Below are 22,377 nucleotides of genomic sequence, written 5' to 3'. Positions count from 1 at the left end.
AGGACCCCTCCCCCGATGACCCCCGACCTGACCCGCCTCACCGAACTACTCCCCCTCCCCTCCACCGACGGCCGGACCCTCGCCTGGGACACCGCCGAAACCACCCTGCGCACCACGCTGCCCGCGGACTACAAAGAACTCATCGCCGCCTACGGCGGAGGAGCCATCGACAACTACCTGCTGCTCCTCGAACCCGGCTGCCCCAACGACGTCTACGACCAGCTCAAGATCTCCGCGGAGCGGGAGGAGGCCAACGCCTCCCTGTGGCAGTACGACGACAAGCCCGCCGAGATGGAACCCGACGGCAACCGCCTCGTCTGCTGGGCGACCACCGACAACGGGGAGTACCTCTACTGGCTCGTCCAGCCCGGCGACGACCCCGACAGCCGCCCCATCCTCATCAACGGCGACTCCGACTGGGAGCGCTACGACATGACCGTCACCCGCTTCCTCGCCTCCGCCCTGGACGGAGACATCACCTCCGAGGTCCTCTGGAGCCAGTTCCCCCAGCCCCAGCACGAGTTCCGCCCGGCCCGAGAGATGTAGGCGCCCGGCGCAATGGCGCCATGACGTCGGTGAACGACTCTGAAGCTTCTACAGATCGTCAAGCCGTAGAAGCTTAGAGCCCAGCTAACGGGACGTTCCTTCATTCGTCAGGGCCGTGTTGGTCGTGCAGGCCCGCGTCAGCCAGGGGTGCGGCGGCGCAGGCCGATGAGGAGTCGACGGAGGCGATGCCGGAGAGGATCACGCGGCCGGGCCGGCACCGGACCAGGTCACCGTCGCGGACACCGCGTACGCCTCACCCGGCCGACGTACGGTACGTGTAACCGCAGTCTGGGGGCGGACTCTTCGGGTCCACGCTCGCGTCGTACGGCGTCCAAGGGCCGCCGCACGTCACCGTGTCGCCGTCGCCCAGATTCCACACGACCGAGATCGGCCTCGCCACTGCCGTCACCGACACCCCTGAACCGACAGCGTCGCCAACACCTGCCGGTCCAGCCACAACCAGGTCGGCAGCTGCACCAACTGCTCAACCACCGGACTCGCCTCGATCCGCGGCGACGGCAACCGGAGCTGCTCACGCGCGACTTGAGCGAGCTGCGCCGGGGACGGCTGCGAGGCCCCGCCGTCCTGCTGCTGCCCATCCCGCCGTCGTACGACGTCCGCACCACGTCCGTCGGCCGTTCCGTCCGGACCGGTAGCCTCTCGCCTCTTCTTGGGCGGTTCGCTCTGGCCGCACTGGACCGACCCCCACCAGTCGCCGCCCACGGCAGGAGTCGCGGTCACCGCCACGGCGGCAAGGGACACGCCCACGACTGCGGCTGTCCGCCTCACACGTCCCCACCGCCTCAACTGCGAACCGCGCCACCTTCCAGCCGCCCGCCCCCTTCGTCACCAGGCCATTGCGATGATCCGCGTACATGCCGCCCCCCTACCCCGCTCCCACTGCAAGGTGCGAACAGCGCCCGCCATGCTCCAACTTCAAAGAGGGAACAGGGATTTGAGCACATATTCACTCAATTCGGCCGACTATTCGTTTTCGCCACAACGTCAACATGGGCACACTGATACAACGCGTAGCCGACCCGGCTGCCGGTGTCGGCGACGTACCGCACTCGCGGCCGGCGCCGCCCACAGGTCCGACACAGGACGTCACGCCCCTTGACGAGGTCCCCCAGCGCCCGCAACTACGCCTCCCGGCTGACCCTCACTCGGCGGTGAGGACGGTCTCCCCGTGCAGCCCCTTGCCGTCCACCCCCGTGAACAGGCTGAGCCGCCCATCACTCCAGCGGACGAGGACGTCGTCCGGGGGCTCCCGGTGAAGGAACCGGTGTGGTGAGCTGGCCGGCGTGGGGCCAGACGGCGTTCGTGGGGGTGATCTGCGTCTGCTTCCCCAGCCCGTTCGCGGCCAGGTCGGTGAAGAGAGAGACGTGACCGTCCTTGAAGGTGACGAGGAGGTCGTCGCGGTTGCCGCCCGGCATGAAGCGTCCGCCGGTCATCAGGCGAGCGTCGTCACACCTCAGCGCGCTGCCGGGCGTGGCGAGTTGCTGCTCCCGCCCTGGTAGAGGGTGACCTCACCGTCGCCCCACCGCACGATCAGATCCATGTGACGGGAGCCTCCGGGAGAACCCCCGTGTAGTAGCCGGCGGCCATACCCACCGCGTGTTTCCAGGTGGTGGGGGTGAGGTCGAGCGTCGGCGGCCGGTACGGCGGCCTCGGGCTCACCGTGCGGTGCGCGGCAGCGTCGTCGAAGAGGGCCTTGGCGTCCTTGCCGAAGAGCGGCGCGTAGCTCACCCAGTGGTCATTGGTGTCGTTGCCGCCGCCGTTGTAGCCACCGGTGACGCCTATGACCCTGCCGGTCCCGCGGACGGGGTCGTAGCCCTCGATCCAGGGTCCGCCGGAGACGCCGCCGTAGAAGCCGGTGCAGGCCATGCTCAGCTGCCCGTACCCCGCCAGCCGCGTGGTGACGACGGGGCAACGGATCGGCGCGTGCTGTGGGTTGACGCTGTCGGCGCCGGGATAGCCGAGGACAGCGACCTTGCGCGCGTATCCGGTGGACGGGGTGAACGTCAACGCCCCCGTGACGTCCTCCACCTTCCGGCCCCGGCCGTCGGAACCCGCCTGCACGAACGCCAGATCGAGGTCGGAGACGGGCTTCTTGGTGTTCGCCTCGTACCGGGGGTCGATGTACAGCCGCGTCACCGGGAAAACCCCGTAAGGCTGCGCGGCTGCCGGCTTACCGCTGACGTACTTCGGCACGAAGATCCGGTGCGTGGCCTTCACCATGCCCAGCGCACAGTGCCCTGCGGTCAGCACGATGTCCTTGGCCGCCGTGTGGACGACACTCCCCGTGCAGAAGGTGCTCCTGCCGCCAAGTGGCTTGCTGTCGAAGAAGAACGTCCCGACCGTCGAATGCCCCGCGAAGTGCTCGGGGTTGGGGGTACCGGCCGGGGCCGTCCGACCGGCGGTCCTGCCGTCGAGGGTGTGCGGCACGGCGTGAGCTGCGGGCGGTGCGGCCTCGGCGGGGACGGCGTCGACCATGCGGTCCGCCGTCCAGTACCGCTCCTCCTCACGCAGGTTCGGTCCGGGGGCGGCGGATGCCTACCAGCACCCAGCGCGCCCACGCTCAACCCGAGCACCAGAGCCGACAGCCATCCATGTCTGAAACGCAAGGGGGACCGTCTTCTCACCTCAAGCAGGACACCGAACGGCAAACGCCGCGACGTTATCCGCCCAACCTTCGATTCCGGTCAGCCTTCGCCATGAAAACGGTAAATCACCGTGAGTTGAGACGGCATCAGCAGTAAGGGCCCCTCAAATCGGGCCATGCGCCACAACGCCTCGGCTCAAGTATGAGATTTATCTGTGCTTTCCATGAACTTACCGTGATTGTCGTCATGTTTCTTCACCTCGCAAGGATGTTCTAGCGTCTCCTTCGACCACTTTTTGCTTTACATCTGTGTATGGGGGGGCCGTAGATGTGCCGTCACCCATGCCCGAAAGGAACTCGGGTGACTCCTGGACTACGCAGGACGCTTCCGCTCGCGGGGATCGCCGCAGGGCCCCGGCGTTTGCCCGGGTCGTCCGGTTTGATCATGTGATGCCGTAGAGGCTGAGGACGAGGGTGCGTTCGGTGTGGGCTCGGCGGCCGGCGGCGGTGTTGACGTACCCGGCAAGCTTGAGCGCACCGCGGATCAGGTCGCGGACGGCGGCGAGGACTGAGGGCGTGTTGTGGGTCCTGACCTGGGACTTGTCCTCGTTGAAGGTCACATCCCGACACCAGTGGACGGTGTTCTCCACGGTCCAGTGCCCGCGAGCCCATGAAGCGATCTCGGCGGCACTCGCTTCCTCGGCGGGCAGGTCGGTGATGGCGTAGACGGTCTCGCTGGACCACTTCTTCGCTCCGTAGAGACGGCGTCTGCGCTGGATGCGCAGGACCTGGGCCGCGTGGGGAAAGAGCAGGCCGTTGACGGTGACGACCTGGACGAGACGCTGTTCGTGGCGGCCGTGGCCGCGGGCGTCGTCACGGTGGATGACGGGGATCTCCTTCCAGGGCAGGGCGTGGAGCTGACGGGCTTGGCCGCGCTGGTTGTTCTTGATGGTCAGCAGGTAGTGGGCGCCGCGTTCGTGCAGGTAGGTGGCGTGGTCGCGTTGGGCGTGGAGGGCGTCGGCGGTGACGACGGCCCCCTTGAGATCGGCGTCGTCGAGCTGGTCGAGCAGGGGTTGGAACTCGGGGATTTCGTTGGTCTTCGCGCCGATCTCGCGGGAGGCGAGGGTGATGCCGTCGCCGTGCCGGACGGCGGAGAGCACGAAGACGCGGCTGCCGTCCGGGCGCTTCGCACTGCGCAGGCACTTGCCGTCCACCGCGATGGCCCGGCGCCGGGAGCGCACCGGTTCGGCGCGGGCGGCCGCCCGGTGGGCGCGGCGCTGTTCGCGTTCGATGCCGCCGTCGGGCATGAGCGGCTCGGGAGAGTGGGACACCGTGGACAGCAGGGGCCGCAGGTGGTCGTAGCCGGCCGCGCTGACCTCACCGGGATCGAGCCGCCCCAGAACGGTGCGCAAGGTCTTCTCGCTCGGGATCCGGTAGCGGCCGCGCAACGGATGGTAGGGCAGACCGAAAGCGGCCAGTTCCTCAGGCGTCGCACGTCGGCACCACTCCGCCGCCGCGGTGATGGAGTCATGGCCCGCCGGGGTCATCGCACAGACCACCAGGGCCAGCAGCGAGGAGACCCGGTAGCGCACCCCGCACGCCCCGCGAGGATCGGTGACCGACTCGAACTCGGCAACCAGGCCGCGGACTTGGTCTCGCGCGGCATCCGAGCCGAGGGCCTCCAGGCGGGGCGCCGGAGAGACGGGAACGACGGCAGGGGATGATGGAGGAACGAACACGGCACCTTCGTGGATCTTGCAGCGTAGAGAACTCCATGATCCACAGGTGCCGTGTTCATCTGCTTCCGAGGCCCGCCAGCATGATCAACCGGCCCAGGCCGGGGCGATCCGGGCAAACGCCGGGGCCCTGGGGATCGCCGCCCTCGTGGCACTCGTCGGTGTTCCGGTACTTGCGAGTGCCGACCCGCAACCGACAGGGGGAACCACTGAGGCCACCCCGCCATCCGCGGTGGAGGACTTCTCCTACCCGAACGCGGACCAGATCCAGCGGGAGAAGGGCATCAAGCTGATCAGGGGCGACGGGCACATCACCCTCGCCGCTTGTGACAGCGCAAGCTCACAGATCAGGGTCCAGACCGTGCAGGGCTCCGATGGAAGCTCCCAGGGCACGTACTGCTTCAAGGTCACCGCGAAGAGCGGCTACCTCGATCTCGAACTCCCGCGCATCTTCGCGCTGGAGACCGCCGATCACCCCATCAGCGCCGACCTCAAGCCCCAGGACGATCCCTCGGCGCCGACCAAGACCGTGGCCGTGGCCAAGAACAGCTTCCAGAGCGTGGGTGAGGGGGTGGCCGGCGGTACACCCGCCGTGCTGCTGAAACTGCGGGTCACCGGCTGATCCGCCGTCACCTGCCCGGATCCCCTTCACTTCCGCACCTTTTCCGAGGAACCTCATGCCCGGCTCTCGTCCCCGCGCCGCGTGGACCGGCGGCCTTCTCGCCGTCACCTCCCTGGCTACCGTCCTGGCCTGCACTCCCGCAGGAGCCGTTTCAGGCCCTGCGGCCCCTGACACCGTGTCGGTCGCGACCGCACGACTTGACATCGGCGACGGGCGCGGCTGCTCCGCCACCCTTGTCTCCCCCCAGTGGCTACTGACCGCCGCAAGCTGTTTCACCGACGCCTCCGGCTCCGCGCTCACCGCCGGCGCCCCGAAGGCGAAGACCACCGCCACCATCGGCGGCAGCACCCAGCAAGTGGTGAACCTGGTGCCCCGCGCCGACCGTGACGTGGTGATGGCTCAACTCGCCGCACCGGTCACCGGCGTCACTCCCCTCCCGGTGACCGGCACCGCGCCGGTTGCCGGAGACGAGGTCCAGGCCGCGGGATTCGGCCGCACACACGACGAGTGGGTGCCCGGCCAGGTGCACGCCGCCGCGTTCAGCCTGGAGAACATCACGGCCACCACGGTGGGCTTGGCGGGCAAACCGGACAGCGGCGCGATCTGCAAGGGCGACACCGGTGGCCCGATCGTGAGCAGCGCGGGCGGCCACACGGCAGTCAGTGCGGTCAGCAGCCTCTCCTGGCAAGGAGGTTGCCTGGGTACCGATCCGGCCGAGACCCGTACCGGAGCCGTGGCGGCCCGGGTGGACGACCTTGCCGGCTGGGTACAGCAGATCGTCTACCACCCCGCTTTCGCCGGTGCGCCGTGGAAGCATGCGGTAGGGATGACGGCGGGTTACTTCACCGGCGGTTCTCCCGGCGGCTCCCGTCACATGGATCTGATCGTGCGGTGGGACGACGGCGAGGTCACCCTCTACCAGGGCGGGAGCAGTAACGATCCCGCGCATCCTTTCGCCGCGGAGTACCGGCTCGCGGCGAGCAAGAGCATCTGGGCCAAGGCCGTCTCGATGACCGCGGTCGACACCGGCGGGACGGCCGAAGGGCTGGTTGTGCGCTGGATCGACGGCGAGATGACCCTCTACACGAACGTCGACGCCAAGGGTTTCCACGGAGAGAAGCAGCTCGCCGCGCCGGGTACCGCTCTGTGGCGCGACCAGGCCCGGCTGATGGCCGGGGGGCACTTCACTGCCGGTACCGACCGGGACGATCTCCTCGTCACCTTCGACGACGGTCATGTCTCCCTCTTCACCCACCTCACCGCGAACGGCCTGCGCAAGCAGACCCAGATCACTCCCAAGAACACGGTCTGGCCCCATGCCGGCCAGCTCACCGCGGGCTCCTTCACCAGCAGTGCCACCGACGACGTGATCGTGCGCTGGAGCGACGGCGAGACCACCCTCTACCCCGGCCTCACCGCCGGTGGCCTTCCTCACGAGACCCGGCTGCGTCCCGCGAACTCCCCTTGGAAGGACGCCGTTCTCGTCACCGCGGGCGCGTTCACCGCCAACACCAGCGCCGACGACGTTCTCGTCCGCTGGAGCGACGGCCGTCTCAGCCTCTTCCCCGGTGTCGATGCCAACGGCCTCCACGCCGAAACACCCCTCACCACCGGCTGACGTCACCCGTACAGCTTTCGAGGAGACGGCCCTGCCTACGGCCTCTCCCCTCGCACATCCCACCGCGCCGGGTCCACGAGCGCTGACCACGCTCGCGGACCCGGCGCGGTGCGCATCTCCAAGCATTCCCCCATCTCATGAAGAGAGTTGGCAGTGATACATCCACGACGCTCACGGGGAGCCATGGCGAAAGGCCATCGGCGTGCGTTGCGCGCGCTGTGTCTGGGCCTGCTGCCCGGCGCACTCGTGCTGGGTCTGCTGGGCCCCGCCCCCAGCCCCGCCAGCGCCGACAGCCCCACACCGGGCAGCGGTGACAGCAGCCCTCTTCCGGACACCGACCGGGCCAAGGTCGTACGCCTGTGGGAGTCGGGCGGTCCGGGCGTGAAGGCTGCTGCGGAGGTGGCCCTCATCGGAGGCGACGCCGACGTCAGGACATTCCTGGCCCAGGCTTCCGATCTCCAGTTCCAGGACGACCGCGTCGCGACCGCCCAGGTCGCGAGCATCGGTGGCCTCAGCCTCCAGGACGCCGCAGCCAAGGCCCTCGACAGCAACTCGCCGGACACCCTGAAGGCGTTCCTCACGGACGGCTGGAAGGCTCCGCTGCTCCAGGACCAGCGGGTGCGTATCGCGCAGATCATCGACGCGGGCGGCCCCGAGGTCCAGAAGGCGGGCCAGGCCGCGCTCGACAGCGACTCCCCCGCAAAAATCAGCGCCTTCCTCTCCGACGGGCAGTTCGACCGGCGCGAGCAGGACGAGCGCGTCCAGGTCGCGCAGATCCTCAGCGGGGCCGGCTCGAACGTGGTGGCGGCGGGCAGGATCGCGCTGGACGGCTCGCCGGACGACATCCACGAGTTCCTCCAGGTCGGCCAGTACGTGGCCCGCGCCCATGACCAGGAACACGCCACGATCGCCCAGCTCGCCGACCAGGCGGCGAAGGCCGGCAAGCTGGCCGGGCAGCAGACCCGGGCCGCCAAGGACGCCTCCGCCCGCGCGGTGAAGGCGGCCAAGCTCGCCAAGGCAGCCGCGCAGACGGCCGCCGCGCAGACCCAGGCGGCGCAGAAGGACACCCAGCACGCGGCGGCTGCCGCGGCCCGAGCCGCATCAGCGGCCCAGCAGGCCGCCGACGCGGCACAGACAGCCATCACCGCCGCTCAGGCCGCCACCGACGCCGCCCACGTCGCCGCGAACGCCGCCTCGGCAGCAGCCTCAGCGGCGTCCGGCGCCGCCGAGGCGGCCTCCCGCGCCCGGGACGCCGCCGCGAACGCGGCCATCAACGCCGGCCAGGCAGCCACCGCCCGCAAGGCGGCCCAGGACGCGCGGGACGCCGCCGCAGGTGCCCGTGCCGCCGCCACGGCCGCCGACTCGGCTCACACCGCCGCGGCTTCGGCCGCCGACGCCGCGAAGGACGCAAGCGGCGCCGGCAGTGACGCCGACGCCGCCGCGGACGCGGCCGACCAGGCGAACACCCTTGCCGACCAGGCCGGTGTCCACTCCGCCCAGGCACAGAACGCCGCCGCTGCCGCGCACCGGCACGCCCGCGAGGCGACCCGTGCGGCGGACGCAGCCGTCTCCTTGGCCAACGAAGCGGCGTCCGACGCCGCGGACGCCCGCGACGCCGCGAACGGCGCGGCCACCCACGCGGAGAACGCTGCCAAGGCGGCCGACGACGCCGCGGCCCACGCCGGACAGGCGGCGACCGCGGCCCAGCAGTCCGCAGCTCATGCCAAGGAAGCGAAGAAGGCCGCCGACGCCGCGAGCGCGGCCGTCTCCCAGGCCCAGAAGATCCACGGCCTTGCCGTCCGGATCGACGCCGCGCAGCTGACCGCGCGGACCAACGAGTCCATCGCCCGGGCCGAGGACCTCAAGACCCAGGAGGACCAGCGCGTCGCAGCGCAGCAAGCCGCCGTCCAGCAGGCCAAGGACCTCCAGGCCCAGGCGGACAAGCTCGCCGACCAGGCCGCTCAACCGGGCGCGGACCCGGCAAAAATCGCACCCGAGGCCCGGAAGGTGGCCCTGGCGACCGCCAAGACCGGCCGCCCGTGGAGCCAGTCCGCAGCCCTCGTGGCCCTGGCCGACTCCGACGACGACATCACCGCGTACATCCGCACCGACCGCACCGACGCCGCCGGCCAGGACGACCGCGAGGACGTCGAGAACCTCGCTCTGCTCGCCGGTTCCGTGGACGTACGCGCTGCCGCCGCCAAGGCTCTGGACGGCGACGACGCGACAGTGAGCGCGTTCCTGGCAGCGGGTCAGTACGAGGCCATGAAGCAGGGCATGCGCGTCGCCGTCGCGCAGACTGTCGCGAACGCCGGTCCGATCGAGCAGCAGGCCGGCCGTACCGTCCTGGACGCCGACACCCCCGATGCGTTGCGCCAGTTCCTCACCTCAGGTGACACACAGGCCCGTACCCAGGACGAACGTGTCCGCGCCGCCCAGCTCGTGGACCCCGGCAACCAGAGCACCGGCCCGGAGCTGAAGGCCGCAGCGCACATCGCCCTCGAAGGCCCCTCCGGCCTGCTCCATGCCTTCATCACCGTCGGCCAGTACAAGGCGCGGCGCCAGGACCAGCTCACCGCCGTCCACGAGGCCCAGATCCAGCGGTTGATCGCCCAGGCGGCAGGCACAGCCTCGACCGCGCAGAAGAACGCGGCCGAGGCGGGCAAAGCCGCCGCCACCGCAGCCAAGGCCTCGACCGAAGCCGCCGGATACGCGAAGCAAGCCGACCAGTCCGCCAAAGACGCCCAGAAGTACGCCACCCAGGCCGAGACCTACGCCACCCAGGCCGACCAGTCCGCCAAGGACGCCGCCACCTCGGCCAACACCGCCCGCAACGCCCAACTGAACGCCGAGAACGCGGCAGCGTCGGCCGTCACCTCCGCCACGTCCGCGCAGTACTCGGCCAGTTCGGCACGTGACTCCGCCGACGCCGCCTGGACGGCGTCCCAGAACGCCCGGATCTCGGCCACGGCAGCAGGCAAGGACTCAGTCACCGCACGCAAAGCGGCCACCGAGGCGTACCACAGCGCGGTCCTCAAGCAGCAGGAGGCGGCGAAGCAGTGGCAGCAGTGGTACGAGGAGCAGAAGAAGCAGCAGGGCCAGCAGAACGACGACAGCGGCTGGATACCGGGCTGGCTCAAGGACACCGCCAACACTGTCGGCGACTACACCGCCGCGATCCTCGGCAACCCGGATGTCTGGGCGGGCATGGGGGAGACCGGACTCAGCCTCCTGAGCATCGGTGTCGGTGCCGGTGGTGACCTCGGCGGCGGCGCACTGTGCATCACCGGGATCGGCTGCCTGGCCGGCGCCCCGGCCATCGCCGCCAGCACAACACTGGTGGTTGGAGGAGCCTACGGTGTCGCCGACGGCATCGACCGCTTCAGCGACGGCCTCGGACAGGCCCTCCGTGAGGCCGACGACGCGTCACGCGGTACAGGCGCCTCCAGGGGCGCAGAGGCGGGAGCCCTGGGGAAGCAGAGAGAAGAGTACGTGGCAGACCTGATCGGCGGCAGGGTCGCCAAGGACGCCAAGGGCCAGGACATCAAGATCGTCATGCCCAATGTAGGCTCCAGCGGCCTGGATGTCATAGGTCCGAACGGCGAATACGTCTACGTGGGCGGAGGGGCCAAAGCAGCCAACCCCTCGAAATTCGGACAGGCACTGAAAATCAACAAGTACGCCGCCGACGAGGCCGGAGTGCAGGCCGTCTACTACTTGGACGCGTCCAACACGCCCGAGACAGCGATCAACCAGGCCCGCAAGATCTTCGGTAACGACAATGTCCATCTGTTCAACATGCCGAAGGGGTAAAAGTGGGAGACGGATTCATTCGCTGGTACCGGGAGAGGGGCGCCGAGTCGGTCCTTTCCGACCAGGTGGCCGTTTTCGGTCGACACAGCGTCACCCTGGCGCACCCCGCCACCAAGGCCCCGAGCGTGATCAACGTCGACGGCGATAACGTTCCCCTCGACTTCGAGGTACTCGACCTGATCATCGGACTCAGACTTCCGTCCGTCAGCATCAACTGGTGGCTCTCGGCTGACGTCAATGTCGTCGACTCGTACGCGTACGAACCGCTCGGCTGCGAAGTCCAGACATTCTGGCTGGACGGCTTGAACGCCGAAGAAGCCCAGACGTTCACCTCTGCCGTCATTTCGACCGTGCTTGAGGTGTCGACACCCACCCTCGCACTCGTGTGCGACTACCGGGGCATCACCGACGCCGACGACTGGGATTCGCTCGCGCTGTACGGCGGTACGGAAATTCCAGGGAATGTCGACCCACTGCTTCTGAACGAAGAGCTGTCAAGAAAGGTCATGTCGAATTCGACACGCCTTCAGGGGGAAACGGCAGGAAAGAATCTGACACGAGTGACCGCGACCTGAAGCACCACACCCTCGACAGCGCCTCCCACCAGCCTCGTCGGCGGGAGGCGCTGGCACTACAGCCTCAGAAGCCGTATCTGAACCGAACCTGATCGCTTGATTTCCGCTGGTCAGGCATGCTCTAACAACGGCTGACACGATGAGGTGGATCGGCGCTGATGGCCGTGTCCGGGGCGGGGGTTGAGCGTTCGGCCTGGCGTGGGGACATCGCCGTGGATCGTGTCGGATGACCTGTGGGACCGTCTGGAGCCGCTGCTGCCGCAGCGCGAACGGCGCTTCGGGTACCCGGGCCGCAAGGCGTTACCGGACCGGGAGGTGCTGTGCGGGATCCTCTACGTGCTGCACACCGGCATCCAGTGGGAGTACCTCCCGAAAGAACTGGGCTTCGGTTCGGGCACGACCTGCTGGCGTCGCCTGCGGGACTGGAACGAGGCCGGCGTGTGGCAGCGGCTCCACGAGATTCCGCTCGCCGAACTGAACGCAGCCTCACGCCTGGACCGGTCCCGCTGCGTGGTCGACTCCTCCCACGTCAGAGCCCTGAAAGGGGGCACCACACGGGCCCCTCGCCGGTCGACCGCAGCCGGGCCGGCTCGAAACACCACCTCATCACCGACGGACACGGCACCCCGCTCGCCGTCCTGCCGACCGGCGGCAACGACCACGACATCGACCGCGACCAGGTCCGCGAACGCGGCATCGTGCGGGCCATCGCCCGCCGCGGAACACGACACGGCACCGGACTGGGCACCTACCGGTGGGTGGTCGAGAAACACCGAGCCGACATCCACGAAGCAGTCCTCAAACTCGCCTGCTGCCTGATCACCCACCGACAACTCAGCTCATTGTGTTAGCCGTTGTAACTGCGAGGTAGACCTCAACTCAACCCTGTTGATACACCCTCTGGGGACTTCTGAACAGATCACGTATCTCTGATGAGAGCGACCAGTTGCCGGGCGCGTCCTGCCCCGATATGCAGCTCCGTGCGCAAGGTCTCAGCGGAAATCGGACGTCGGTGAACTTCTCGATGGCGGACGTCAAGTATCCGTGCCCGACCCAACAGCGAACCATGGACGAGAAGTTCCACCGAGAACAGCAGCGCAGTCGGCGGCCACGAGGGCACACAGCGGCCGGACCCACGCATCAACCCGAAATCCACGCCTCCCGAAGGCCCTCCGCTCGGTCCCTTCAGCCAGTGCCCTCACTGACACCACCGCCCTGCAACCGGCCGTGCCGGTACCCACCGCGCGCGTCCTTCCCCGCCAGCTCCTGAGAGTCGGCAAGTCGATGGGGAAAGCGCCGTGACTGGCCTATGCGCCCAGGCCAAGGCTCCGATGCCGGACCGACCAAGCCGTACACCCCACCGAGCGGCCTCAACGACCGCCCCCGCCCGGCCTGGTGCACATTTATTGCACACCAGGCCGGGAACTCCCGGGAAAACGAGGGAAGTAGCGGGCAGTCCTCCACACCCTCCGACGCCGCTTCCCAGGTCAGGGGAGGTACAGGTCAGCCCCAGGCCGTCACCGGGACGAACGAGCTGTCCTGTCTGAAGACGTCCGTGCCGTCCGTCGGGTCCACGCGGAGTTGGTAGTCCCAGTGGCGCAGGTAGTAGCCGGGGTAGTTGTACGACTCGAAGCGCACCGCGCCCGACGTACTGCCCGTGCGCGCGACGAACGTCGCGTCGCGGGCGAACGTCGACGTTCCGTCGTTCGTGTCGAACCGGCCCCGGAAGTCCCAGTGCCGCAGGTACTTGCCGGACGCGTCGCGCAGCGAGTAGCCGTTAGAGTCGGCCAGTCCGGCGACGACCGTGAAGGTCGCGGCCTGTTTGTCGGCGGTGGCGCTGGAGCCGGTGATCACCGGGAGGTTGAGCAGAGCGGACTGCTGCTCCCAGTACCGGGTGGGGTAGTTGACGGACTGGAAGGACCGCGTCGCGTTCCGCGTGATCGCCGGGCCGCCGGAGACGGTCTCCTTGATGACCGTGAAGTGGCGTGCCGTACCGGAGATCCCGGGCAGGGCCTTCGGCGCGGACCAGGTCGCGAAGGTGTCGTAGCTGTCGCTGTAGTAGTACTTGCCGTCGCCGTAGCCGTCGAAGTAGATCCGCCAGGCGCCGTTGTCGAGCTGGATCACCGAGGGGCCCTCGCGGTAGCTGCCCCAGCCGGCCCAGTCGCCCGTCTTCGAGATCGTGTAGGGGCCGTTGAGGGAGGACGCGGTGGCGTACTCGATGTACTTGGTCGTCTCGTTCTTCGTGAACGCGTGATAGGTCGAACCGGTCTTCACGATGTACGTGTCGATGTGGTTGGCGCCGATGCCGGACAGGGCGACCGGTGAACTCCACGCGGTCAGCGCCGAGTTCGTGGCCCTGAGGCGGTACGGCGTGAAGATCCACTCGTCGCTGGTGAGCGAGCAGGAGACGATGACGTTGACGCTGCCGTCGCTGTCGACGAACCACTCCGGCGCCCAGGCACGGGACAGGTTCGCGATCGGCACCGTGTAGTCGTACAGGAACGTCCAGTTGACCCGGTCGGAGCTGCGCGCGAACCCGATCGTCGTGCTGACGTCCTGCCAGGTGTGCGTGGTGTACGTCAGGTAGTAGTTGCCGTCCGTGTGCTTGAAGACACTCGCGTCCCGGATGCGGTTGCTCGGCGGCGTGTACGCGGAGGACTTCGCGAGCCGGAAGTCGGTGCCGTCGTCGGACGTGTAGACGTTCACCGTCCCGTCGTCGCTGTTGAGGAACGGGACGATGGTGTACCGGGTCGCGGAACCGCTGGCGGGCGCGGCGGCCAGCGCGCTCCCCAGCAGTCCGGGGGCCTCGCCGAGGACGAGGGCGGCGGCGGGAACGATCGCGAGCGCGCGCAGCAGGCTGCGGCGGGACGGCGTGGGGGGATGGGGGTGTGTGGTCATGGCGGCTCTCCCTGACACTCTGTGGGGTTCGACCCGCCGAACAAGGTTCGGAAAGTCGATCAGAAGGTAGGGGTGTGAATGAGACACGTCAATGGGTTGGGCACTGGCCTAACCTGTGAAGATGGACGATGTGTCGATGGTCGGGCTCATGGGGCGGGTCACGGGGGCGATCGGGCCCGGGCTCGTCGGGGAGGTCATCGTCCGGGTGCGGGGCGGGGCGGAGCACTTCCTCGCGTATCCGGCGAACAACGGGGAACGGTTCGCGACGGGGACGGTGGTGATGGTGGTGGAGCACCTGCCGCCGAGGACCGTGTACGTGACGGCCGCGTACGACAGTTGAGCGTACGAAGTCCCAGGTGAGAGAGATGTTCGTCAAGGTTGTGACAAAGATCGGGCGGTCTCTTCTCCTGGGGCGCGCGCGGGCGCACACTCCCTTTCGTTCGGTGCCGAAAGGGCACCATCACAAGGGGGCGTATGCCGATGGTCATCGGCGTCGTTGCGGGTGTGACGGTTGTCGCCGTGCTCGCCGTGATCGGTTTGTTCAAGATGATGTGGCGGGTGGCGGAGCCCAACGAGGCGCTGGTCATCTCGGGTTCGAACCATCGGACCGAGGGTCTCGAAGCGGGGATGGGGTTCCGGATCGTCACGGGGCGCGGCACGCTGGTGATGCCGGGCGTGCAGGCGGTGCGCAAGCTGTCGCTCGACCTCAACGAGACCGAGTTGCAGGTGGATTGCGTCACGCACCAGGGGATTCCGCTGAAGGTGCGCGGAGTTGTCATCTTCAAGGTGGGTGACGACTTCGTGTCGATCGCCAACGCGGCCCGCCGGTTCCTGGACCAGCAGCGGCTGATGTCGGAGCGCGTGCACAACGTGTTCGCCGGTCATCTGCGGTCCATCGTGGGCGGGTTGACGGTCGAGGACATGATCCGCGACCGGGAGAAACTGACCGGGCAGACCCGGGCGGCGTGCGGGACCGAGATGGAGAAACTCGGGCTGATCGTCGACTCGTTGCAGATCCACGAGATCGAGGACCCGACCGGGTACATCCAGAACCTGGCGATGCCGCACGCTGCGGCCGTCCAGCGGGACGCGCGCATCGCGCAGGCCGAGGCCAACCGGCTCGCCACCGAGGCGGAGCAGCAGGCGGCGGCGCGGATGTCGGAGGCGACGCGCGACAGCGAGATCCTCCAGGCCGGTTACCAGGCCGAGCGCGACCACGCTGCGGCAAAGGCCCGGCAGGCGGGGCCACTTGCCGAGGCGGGGGCGCGGCAAGAAGTCGTCGTGCAGGAGACCCGCGTCGCCGAACTGGAGGCGCAGCGGCGCGAGCAGCAGCTCCAGGCGGACGTCCGTAAACCGGCCGACGCTCAAGCGTACGAGAAGCGCACCCTCGCGGAGGCCGAGCGCGACGCGCGGATCTCGGCGGCGCAGGCCAAGGCGAAGGAGACCGAACTCGCCGCCGCGGCCGAGGCGTCCAGGGTCAAGCAGGCGGCCGGTGCGGAGGCCGAGGCGACGAAGGCGCGGGGTACGGCGTCGGCCGCGTCGACCCGCGCGACCGGTGAGGCGGAGGCTGCCGCCGCTCAGGCCAAGGGGCTCGCCGCCGCCGAGTCGACCCGGGCGAAGGGGCTCGCCGAGGCCGAGGCGATCAAGGCGCGGGCCGCTGCCCTCGCCGAGAACCAGGAGGCCGTCGTCGCGCAGCAACTCGCCGAGAAGTGGCCGGAGATCGTCCAGGCGGGGGCGTCCGCGTTCGGCAACGTCGACAACATGGTGTTGCTCAACGGGGCCGAGGGGATGGGGGAGTTGTTCGCGAAGGCGCTGACGATGGGCGGTACGGGCCTTGGCCTGGCACGCCAGTTGCTGGCGTCGATGAGCCCTGATGGGCAGGCGGCGGTCGCTCCGGCCGTGTCGCCGGTGGCGTCTCCCGTGGCTCAGAAGGTCGCGGTCGACAAGGAGTAACTCGCTTAATACGTACGCGAGTCGAGGCGAGCCCCACGCGGGGCTCGCCTCACACTCGTACTCGTCTCACTCACCGACCTCTAGGCTGCATGTCGTGAGTACGTTCACCGATGACGACGTCCCGGGCCGCTTCGGCGCCACCGCGACCACCGAGGCCGACCCCCGTGAGGTCGGCCGTGTCCGCACCGAGTACGCGCCCGAGCACGACGGCGACCCCGATCCCGGCGAGATCGTCTGGACCTGGGTCCCCTTCGAGGAGAACGACGGCCGGGGCAAGGACCGCCCCGTCCTGGTCGTGGCCCGCGAACCCCGGGGCACCCTGCTCGCGGTCCAGCTCTCCAGCAAACGCCACGACGCCGACCGCGAGTGGGTCCCCATCGGCAACGGCCCGTGGGACAAGTCGGGCCGCGACTCGTGGGTGGACGTGGACAGGGTGCTGCGCCTGCACGAGGACGGCATGCGCCGCGAGGCGTGCGCGCTGGACCGGGGCCGCTTCAATCTCGTACGGCAGCGGCTGCACGAGCGGTACGGCTGGACATAGACGATGAGTGAGGGCCGCGGAAAGCGGCCCTTACGCGAACGCCTCGGAGAAAGCCCCCCGGACCACCGCACCCGGCGTCCGGTCCAGCACCCCGAAAACCACCCTCTCGAACGCCCCGGAAAACCTCCCGTCCAGCAATTCCCGAAACACCCCGGCCACCTGGACCGGATCGTTCTGGAACACCCCGCACCCCCAGGCGCCGAGCACCACGCGCCGGTACCCGAACGCGACGGCGGTCTCCAACACCCGCTCGGCACGCACCGCCAGGGCCCCCGGCACCTCGTCGACACGCTCCGGCAAGGTCCGCCGGATCACCCCGGCGTTGGGCGCGGCAGCGGTCAGGAAACCGGCGTGAAAAGGTTCGTCGAGGAGGCGACCTCGGTCGTCCCGGAAAACAGGAACCCCGGGTGAATGAATGACCCGGTCGCTGTAAAAGGGGTCCCGATGGGACCGGTGATATGCGAAGAATTCGGGCGCCTCAAGCAGACACGCATATAGCGCGGAAGCCCGGCACAAAGCCTCTTCCTGAGCCTGCGCGCCGTTCAGAAAACCCCCGCCGGGATTCCGCGCGGAGGCGAAATTGAGGACGGCGACAGGCTGGTCGGCGAGGCGGCGGGCCGCTTCGAGACTGCTCTCGCCGGTGACGTCGATGACGGTGCCGGTCACGGGGACCGGCGTGCAGGGAACGGCCTCCGGTCCCACCATCCGCGTACCCGCCCGCGCCGCTTCGACGGCCGCGCCGAAGGACACCCCCCGGTAGCCCCCCGCCGAGACGATCTGGACCGTCTCCTTGGCGATCCCCCTGAGCCGCGCGCTCATGGCGTCACCCCCGTGGACGCCATGAACGCGACGCCCTCCCCTGTCGTGCTCATGCAACCATCGTCCGCGACCCGGGACGCACCCCGCAACGGATTTTCCCGCCCCGAATACGTCCCGGATACGCCCCGGATACGCCCGCGGGACGCCGGCACGACGACAGCGTGACGTGCGGAGGAACCCCGAGAAGAAAGCCGTTACACCCCGTTTCGCCCCCTTGTGGGATCCGCCCCGAGGGCTTTGGGTGGGACGAGTGATCCCGGCCGGGCGCCCGTCCGAGCCGGACCGATGGCATGGTGGAACCCCAGGAGGATCCCGAATGTCCGACTCTGTGAGTGACGGCGGCGACTGTACGGACGTCCGTACAGCCGTGACGGAGGCTGAGGTGGAAGCCCTGGTCAGGGGCATCTGCTTCAAGACCGGCCCGCCCCGGACGGTCGGCGTGGAGGTCGAGTGGCTCGTCCACGAGCTGACCGAACCCCGCCGCCCGGTGACCCGTACCCGACTGGAAACGGCCTACGAGGCCCTCAGAAACATCCCGCTGGACTCCGCGCTCACCGTGGAACCCGGCGGACAGCTGGAGCTCAGCTCCCGCCCGGCCGCCTCCCTGACGGAGTGCGTGAACACGGTCTCGGCGGACCTCACCGCCGTACGCGCCGCACTGGCCCCGCTGGGCCTCGCGCTCGCCGGTATCGGCACCGACCCCTGGCACGGCCCCCGCCGCTACCTGCGCGAGCCCCGGTACGACGCGATGGAGGCGTATCTCGACCGGACGGGCCCGGCGGGCAGGGCGATGATGTGCACCTCGGCGTCGGTGCAGGTGTGCCTGGACGCCGGGTTCGAGGAGCCGGGGCCGCTGGGGCTCGGCCGGCGCTGGTGGCTGGCGCACCACCTGGGCGCCGTCCTGGTCGCGGCGTTCGCGAACTCCCCGCTGCTCGGCGCGGAACCCACCGGCTGGCGTTCGACGCGGCAGCTCCTGTGGCTGGAGATCGGCACAGGCCGCGCGGGCGGCCCCGACCTCGCGCACGCCCCGCGCGACGCGTGGTCGCGGCTGGTCCTGGACGCGCCGGTGATGTGCGTACGGCGCGACAGCGGGCCGTGGGACGTGCCGGAGGACCTGACCTTCCGGGAGTGGATCCGCACCGGCACCCCGACCCGCGCGGACCTCGACTACCACATCTCGACCCTGTTCCCGCCGGTGCGCCCGCGCGGTCACCTGGAGCTGCGGATGATCGACGCGCAGCCCGGCGAGGACGGCTGGATCGTCCCGCTCGCGGTGACGACGGCCCTGTTCGACGACCCGGAGGCCGCCGAGCGCGCCTACCGCGCGGTGAAACCGCTGGTGGAACGCACGCGGTCGCAACCGGCCCCGCACAACCCGCTGTGGATCACGGCCGCCCGCGAGGGCCTCGGCGATCCGGAGCTGCACGAGATCGCGCAGGCGTGCTTCGCGGCGGCCCTGGAGGCCCTGCCCCGCCTGGGCGCGTCCCCGGCGGTGATCGACGCGGTAACCGATTACTACGACCGTTACGTCGTCCCGGGCCGCTGTCCGGCGGACGACCTGCTCGACAGCCTGTACGGCGAGGAGATCCACCGATGACCACCGACCCCGAGTCCATACGGCAGCGGGCGCTGGACACCCTGACCACGGCCCGCGCCCGCACCGACCTCCTCACCTCCTGCGTCGAGGACCCCGACCTCACCGCCCAGCACTCCCCGCTGATGTCGCCGCTCGTGTGGGACCTCGCGCACATCGGCAACCAGGAGGAGCTGTGGCTCCTGCGCACGGTCGGCGGCGGTGATCCGATGCGGCCGGAGATCGACAGCCTCTACGACGCGTTCGAGCACCCCCGCTCCGCGCGCCCGACGCTGCCGCTGCTGCCGCCCGCCGAGGCGCGCGCGTACGCGGCCGAAGTCCGGGGCAGAGTCATGGACTTGCTGGAGAAGTCCGACTTCCAGGGCACCCGGCTCACCGAGGCGGGGTTCGCCTTCGGGATGATCGCGCAGCACGAACAGCAGCACGACGAGACGATGCTGATCACCCATCAGCTCCGCAAGGGCCCGCAGGTTCTGACCGCGCCGGACCCCGGCCCGGTGGGCCCGTTCACCGGACCGGCCGAAGTCCTCGTCCCCGGCGGGGAGTTCACGATGGGCACGGACTCCGAACCGTGGGCGCTGGACAACGAACGCCCCGCGCACCGCCGTGAGGTGGCCGCCTTTTACCTCGACACGACGCCGGTCACGAACGGCGCGTATCTGCGCTTCATCGAGGACGGCGGCTACGACGAGCCCCGCTGGTGGCACCCGGCCGGCTGGGCGCACATCCGCCAACACGCCATCCGTGCGCCCCAGTTCTGGCACAGCGACGGCGGCCAGTGGCTGCGCCGCCGGTTCGGGGTGACGGAGGTGGTTCCGCCGGACGAGCCCGTCGTGCACGTCTGCTGGTACGAGGCCGACGCGTACGCCCGCTGGGCCGGACGCCGGCTGCCGACGGAGGCGGAGTGGGAGAAGGCCGCCCGCCACGACCCGGCGACGGAGACGTCCCGCCGCTACCCGTGGGGCGACGCGACGCCCTCGCCCGAGCACGCCAACCTCGGCCAGCGCCATCTGCGCCCGGCCCCTGCGGGGAGCTACCCGGCCGGTGAATCCCCGCACGGTGTACGGCAGTTGATCGGCGACGTGTGGGAGTGGACGGCGAGCGACTTCCTGCCCTATCCGGGGTTCAGGGCGTTCCCGTACAAGGAGTACTCCGAGGTGTTCTACGGGCCCGAGTACAAAGTCCTGCGCGGCGGTTCGTTCGCCGTGGACGAGGTCGCCTGCCGGGGCACGTTCCGCAACTGGGACTATCCGATCCGCCGCCAGATCTTCTCCGGGTTCCGTACGGCCCGCTCGGAGGCTGTCTGATGTGCCGTCACCTCGCCTATGTGGGCGACCCGTTGCCGCTGGGACGGCTCCTGTCGGACCCCGCGCACAGCCTGGTACGCCAGTCCTGGGAGCCGCTGCACCAGCGTTCGGGGACGGTCAACGCGGATGGTTTCGGGGTGGGTTGGTACGCGGACGGCGACCCGGCCCCGGCCCGCTACCGCCGAACGGGCCCGATCTGGGCCGACCTCACATTCCCCGACCTGGCCCGAGTGGTCCGAACCCACGCCCTCCTGGCCGCCGTACGCGACGCGACGCTCCCAGGCGCGGACGGAGAAGCGGCGGCGGCCCCGTTCGCCTCGGGCGGGTGGCTGTTCAGCCACAACGGGGCGGTGAAGGGCTGGCCGGGTTCCATGGCCCCCCTGACCGGAACGCTCCCGGCGGCGGACCTGCTGTCGTTGGAGGCGCGCACGGACTCGGCGTTCGTGTGGGCGCTGGTGCTGGCGCGGCTCCAAAAGATGTCACTGAGTGACGCGCTGGCCCTCACCGTCGTCGAGGTCGCCGAAGCCGCCCCCGGCTCCCGGCTCAATCTCCTTGCCACGGACGGTACTTCGATCGCGGCGACCGCCTGGGGCGACAGTCTCTGGTACCTCCTCGATCCCGGGCGCGGGGTGGTCGTCGCCTCCGAGCCGTACGACGGCGACTCCGCCTGGCGGGAGGTCCCCGACGCCACTCTCCTGACCGCTACCCGCACGGAGGTCCTACTGAGCCCCCTCAAGGACCTCGACGCACCGAAGGAGCCCCGTCCGTGAGCCCGTTCCGTCTCACCCGCACCCTGCCCGAGGGCGCCACCGACGCGGCCCTGCGTGCTGACGTTCTGCGTGGGCTTACCTCGAACCCCAAGTGGCTTCCGCCGAAGTGGTTCTACGACGCTCGTGGCAGCGAACTCTTCGACCAGATCACCGAGTTGCCCGAGTACTACCCGACCCGCGCCGAACGGGAGATCCTCCTGACCCGCGCCCCCGAGATCGCCGGGGCCTCCAACGCCCGTACGCTGGTGGAGCTGGGCTCGGGCTCCTCCGACAAGACGCGTCATCTCCTCGCGGAACTAAGGGACTTGGACACGTACGTCCCCGTGGACGTGAGCGAGAGCGCCCTCACCCAGGCCGGGGAGGCGCTCCTCGTGGAGCACCCCGGCCTGACCATCCACGCCCTGATCGCGGACTTCACGAACGGCCTGCGTCTCCCCGAGACCCCGGGCCCGAGGCTGCTCGCCTTCCTCGGCGGCACGATCGGCAACCTCGTACCCGCCGAACGCACCGCGTTCCTCGCCGCCGTCCGTACGCTCCTCTCCCCCGGCGACACGTTTCTCCTGGGGACGGACCTGGTGAAGGACGAGGAGACGCTGGTCCGGGCGTACGACGACTCCGCCGGGGTGACCGCCGCGTTCAACAAGAACGTCCTCAGCGTCGTCGACCGCGAACTCGGCGCCGACTTCCACCCGGACGCCTTCGACCACGTCGCCCTGTGGGACGCGGACCACGAGTGGATCGAGATGCGGCTGCGGTCCAAGGCCGCGCAGACGGTCAAGGTGCCCGCGCTCGACCTGGCCGTGGACTTCGCGGCGGGCGAGGAGCTGCGTACGGAGGTCTCCGCGAAGTTCCGGGAGGAGGGGATCAGGACGGAGCTGGCCGCGGCCGGTCTGGACCTCACCCACTGGTGGACCGACGCGGCGGGCCGCTTCGCCCTGTCCCTGTCCACCGCCCGCTGACCGCCCACGCCTCGCGCCATC

Annotated in this window: 18 protein-coding genes and 1 pseudogene; 13 read left to right on the top strand and 6 right to left on the bottom strand. The window is 69.5% G+C overall.

Annotation, left to right across the window (positions count from 1 at the left end; all coding sequences use genetic code 11):
* Window positions 1-15 precede the first annotated feature (15 nt).
* On the top strand, window positions 16-546 hold the full coding sequence (locus tag J8M50_RS19630; RefSeq protein ID WP_010355268.1) for an SMI1/KNR4 family protein: 531 nt from the start codon (window positions 16-18) through the stop codon (window positions 544-546).
* A gap of 405 nt (window positions 547-951) precedes the next feature.
* On the opposite strand, the gene J8M50_RS19625 is transcribed toward J8M50_RS19630, so the two are convergent.
* From J8M50_RS19625 to J8M50_RS19610, 4 genes are all read right to left on the bottom strand, one after another.
* Window positions 952-1,314, bottom strand: a complete 363-nt coding sequence (locus J8M50_RS19625; protein ID WP_010355269.1) for a hypothetical protein — start codon at window positions 1,312-1,314, stop codon at window positions 952-954.
* Between the two features lie 467 nt (window positions 1,315-1,781).
* Window positions 1,782-2,000, bottom strand: a complete 219-nt coding sequence (locus tag J8M50_RS19620) for a hypothetical protein (RefSeq protein ID WP_040836955.1) — start codon at window positions 1,998-2,000, stop codon at window positions 1,782-1,784.
* Window positions 2,001-2,097: 97 nt separating this feature from the next.
* The gene (locus J8M50_RS19615) at window positions 2,098-3,042 is read right to left on the bottom strand and encodes a trypsin-like serine peptidase (RefSeq protein WP_050987270.1); all 945 of its coding nucleotides are present in this window, start codon (window positions 3,040-3,042) and stop codon (window positions 2,098-2,100) included.
* Window positions 3,043-3,594: 552 nt separating this feature from the next.
* Complete coding sequence (locus J8M50_RS19610) at window positions 3,595-4,890, bottom strand: ISAs1-like element IS1629 family transposase (RefSeq protein ID WP_006378747.1); 1,296 nt, start codon at window positions 4,888-4,890, stop codon at window positions 3,595-3,597.
* A gap of 229 nt (window positions 4,891-5,119) precedes the next feature.
* On the opposite strand from J8M50_RS19610, the gene J8M50_RS19605 reads away from it, so the two are divergent.
* The 5 genes and pseudogenes from J8M50_RS19605 (at window position 5,120) to J8M50_RS19585 (ending at window position 12,366) form a co-directional block, all read left to right on the top strand.
* Window positions 5,120-5,509 carry an LBP/BPI/CETP family protein gene (locus tag J8M50_RS19605; protein WP_010355270.1) on the top strand — a complete coding sequence of 130 codons (390 nt, stop codon included), beginning with the start codon at window positions 5,120-5,122 and terminating at the stop codon, window positions 5,507-5,509.
* A gap of 55 nt (window positions 5,510-5,564) precedes the next feature.
* Window positions 5,565-7,127: a S1 family peptidase gene (locus J8M50_RS19600; protein WP_029184076.1), complete on the top strand. Its 1,563-nt coding sequence runs from the start codon at window positions 5,565-5,567 to the stop codon at window positions 7,125-7,127.
* Between the two features lie 183 nt (window positions 7,128-7,310).
* The gene (locus J8M50_RS19595) at window positions 7,311-10,940 is read left to right on the top strand and encodes an ALF repeat-containing protein (protein ID WP_059042884.1); all 3,630 of its coding nucleotides are present in this window, start codon (window positions 7,311-7,313) and stop codon (window positions 10,938-10,940) included.
* Window positions 10,941-10,942: 2 nt separating this feature from the next.
* Window positions 10,943-11,515 carry a hypothetical protein gene (locus tag J8M50_RS19590; protein ID WP_010359343.1) on the top strand — a complete coding sequence of 191 codons (573 nt, stop codon included), beginning with the start codon at window positions 10,943-10,945 and terminating at the stop codon, window positions 11,513-11,515.
* 198 nt (window positions 11,516-11,713) lie between these two features.
* Window positions 11,714-12,366, top strand: a pseudogene (locus tag J8M50_RS19585) (IS5 family transposase).
* Window positions 12,367-13,018: 652 nt separating this feature from the next.
* On the opposite strand, the gene J8M50_RS19580 reads toward J8M50_RS19585, so the two are convergent.
* On the bottom strand, window positions 13,019-14,413 hold the full coding sequence (locus J8M50_RS19580; RefSeq protein WP_010359346.1) for a glycoside hydrolase family 43 protein: 1,395 nt from the start codon (window positions 14,411-14,413) through the stop codon (window positions 13,019-13,021).
* A gap of 121 nt (window positions 14,414-14,534) precedes the next feature.
* Here J8M50_RS19580 and J8M50_RS19575 point away from each other — a divergent pair, with 121 nt between their 5' ends.
* From J8M50_RS19575 to J8M50_RS19565, 3 genes are all read left to right on the top strand, one after another.
* Window positions 14,535-14,753: an NfeD C-terminal domain-containing protein gene (locus tag J8M50_RS19575; protein WP_178855053.1), complete on the top strand. Its 219-nt coding sequence runs from the start codon at window positions 14,535-14,537 to the stop codon at window positions 14,751-14,753.
* Window positions 14,754-14,887: 134 nt separating this feature from the next.
* Entirely contained in the window at window positions 14,888-16,366 is a 1,479-nt protein-coding gene (locus tag J8M50_RS19570) for an SPFH domain-containing protein (protein WP_010359349.1), read from the top strand.
* Between the two features lie 94 nt (window positions 16,367-16,460).
* Entirely contained in the window at window positions 16,461-16,907 is a 447-nt protein-coding gene (locus tag J8M50_RS19565; protein WP_010359351.1) for a type II toxin-antitoxin system PemK/MazF family toxin, read from the top strand.
* Between the two features lie 30 nt (window positions 16,908-16,937).
* On the opposite strand, the gene J8M50_RS19560 is transcribed toward J8M50_RS19565, so the two are convergent.
* On the bottom strand, window positions 16,938-17,726 hold the full coding sequence (locus J8M50_RS19560; protein WP_010359352.1) for a TIGR02452 family protein: 789 nt from the start codon (window positions 17,724-17,726) through the stop codon (window positions 16,938-16,940).
* A 316-nt stretch (window positions 17,727-18,042) separates the two neighbouring features.
* Here J8M50_RS19560 and egtA point away from each other — a divergent pair, with 316 nt between their 5' ends.
* The 4 genes from egtA to egtD are packed head-to-tail and all read left to right on the top strand — an operon-like array spanning window position 18,043 to window position 22,356.
* A complete protein-coding gene (egtA, locus tag J8M50_RS19555) occupies window positions 18,043-19,323 on the top strand; it encodes an ergothioneine biosynthesis glutamate--cysteine ligase EgtA (protein WP_010359354.1) in 1,281 nt (426 codons plus the stop codon).
* Window positions 19,320-20,627: an ergothioneine biosynthesis protein EgtB gene (gene egtB / locus J8M50_RS19550; RefSeq protein ID WP_010359356.1), complete on the top strand. Its 1,308-nt coding sequence runs from the start codon at window positions 19,320-19,322 to the stop codon at window positions 20,625-20,627. The genes egtA and egtB overlap by 4 nt, the downstream gene beginning before the upstream one ends.
* On the top strand, window positions 20,627-21,397 hold the full coding sequence (egtC, locus tag J8M50_RS19545) for an ergothioneine biosynthesis protein EgtC (RefSeq protein WP_010359357.1): 771 nt from the start codon (window positions 20,627-20,629) through the stop codon (window positions 21,395-21,397). Before egtB ends, egtC begins: the two co-directional genes overlap by 1 nt.
* Window positions 21,394-22,356 (top strand): L-histidine N(alpha)-methyltransferase, encoded by a 963-nt coding sequence (gene egtD / locus J8M50_RS19540; RefSeq protein WP_010359358.1) that lies wholly within the window; start codon window positions 21,394-21,396, stop codon window positions 22,354-22,356. Before egtC ends, egtD begins: the two co-directional genes overlap by 4 nt.
* Window positions 22,357-22,377: the final 21 nt, after the last annotated feature.

The sequence above is a fragment of the Streptomyces acidiscabies genome (genome assembly GCF_020010905.1).
Classification (GTDB): Bacteria; Actinomycetota; Actinomycetes; order Streptomycetales; family Streptomycetaceae; genus Streptomyces; species Streptomyces acidiscabies.
This window is presented reverse-complemented; position numbering and strand designations above follow the sequence as displayed.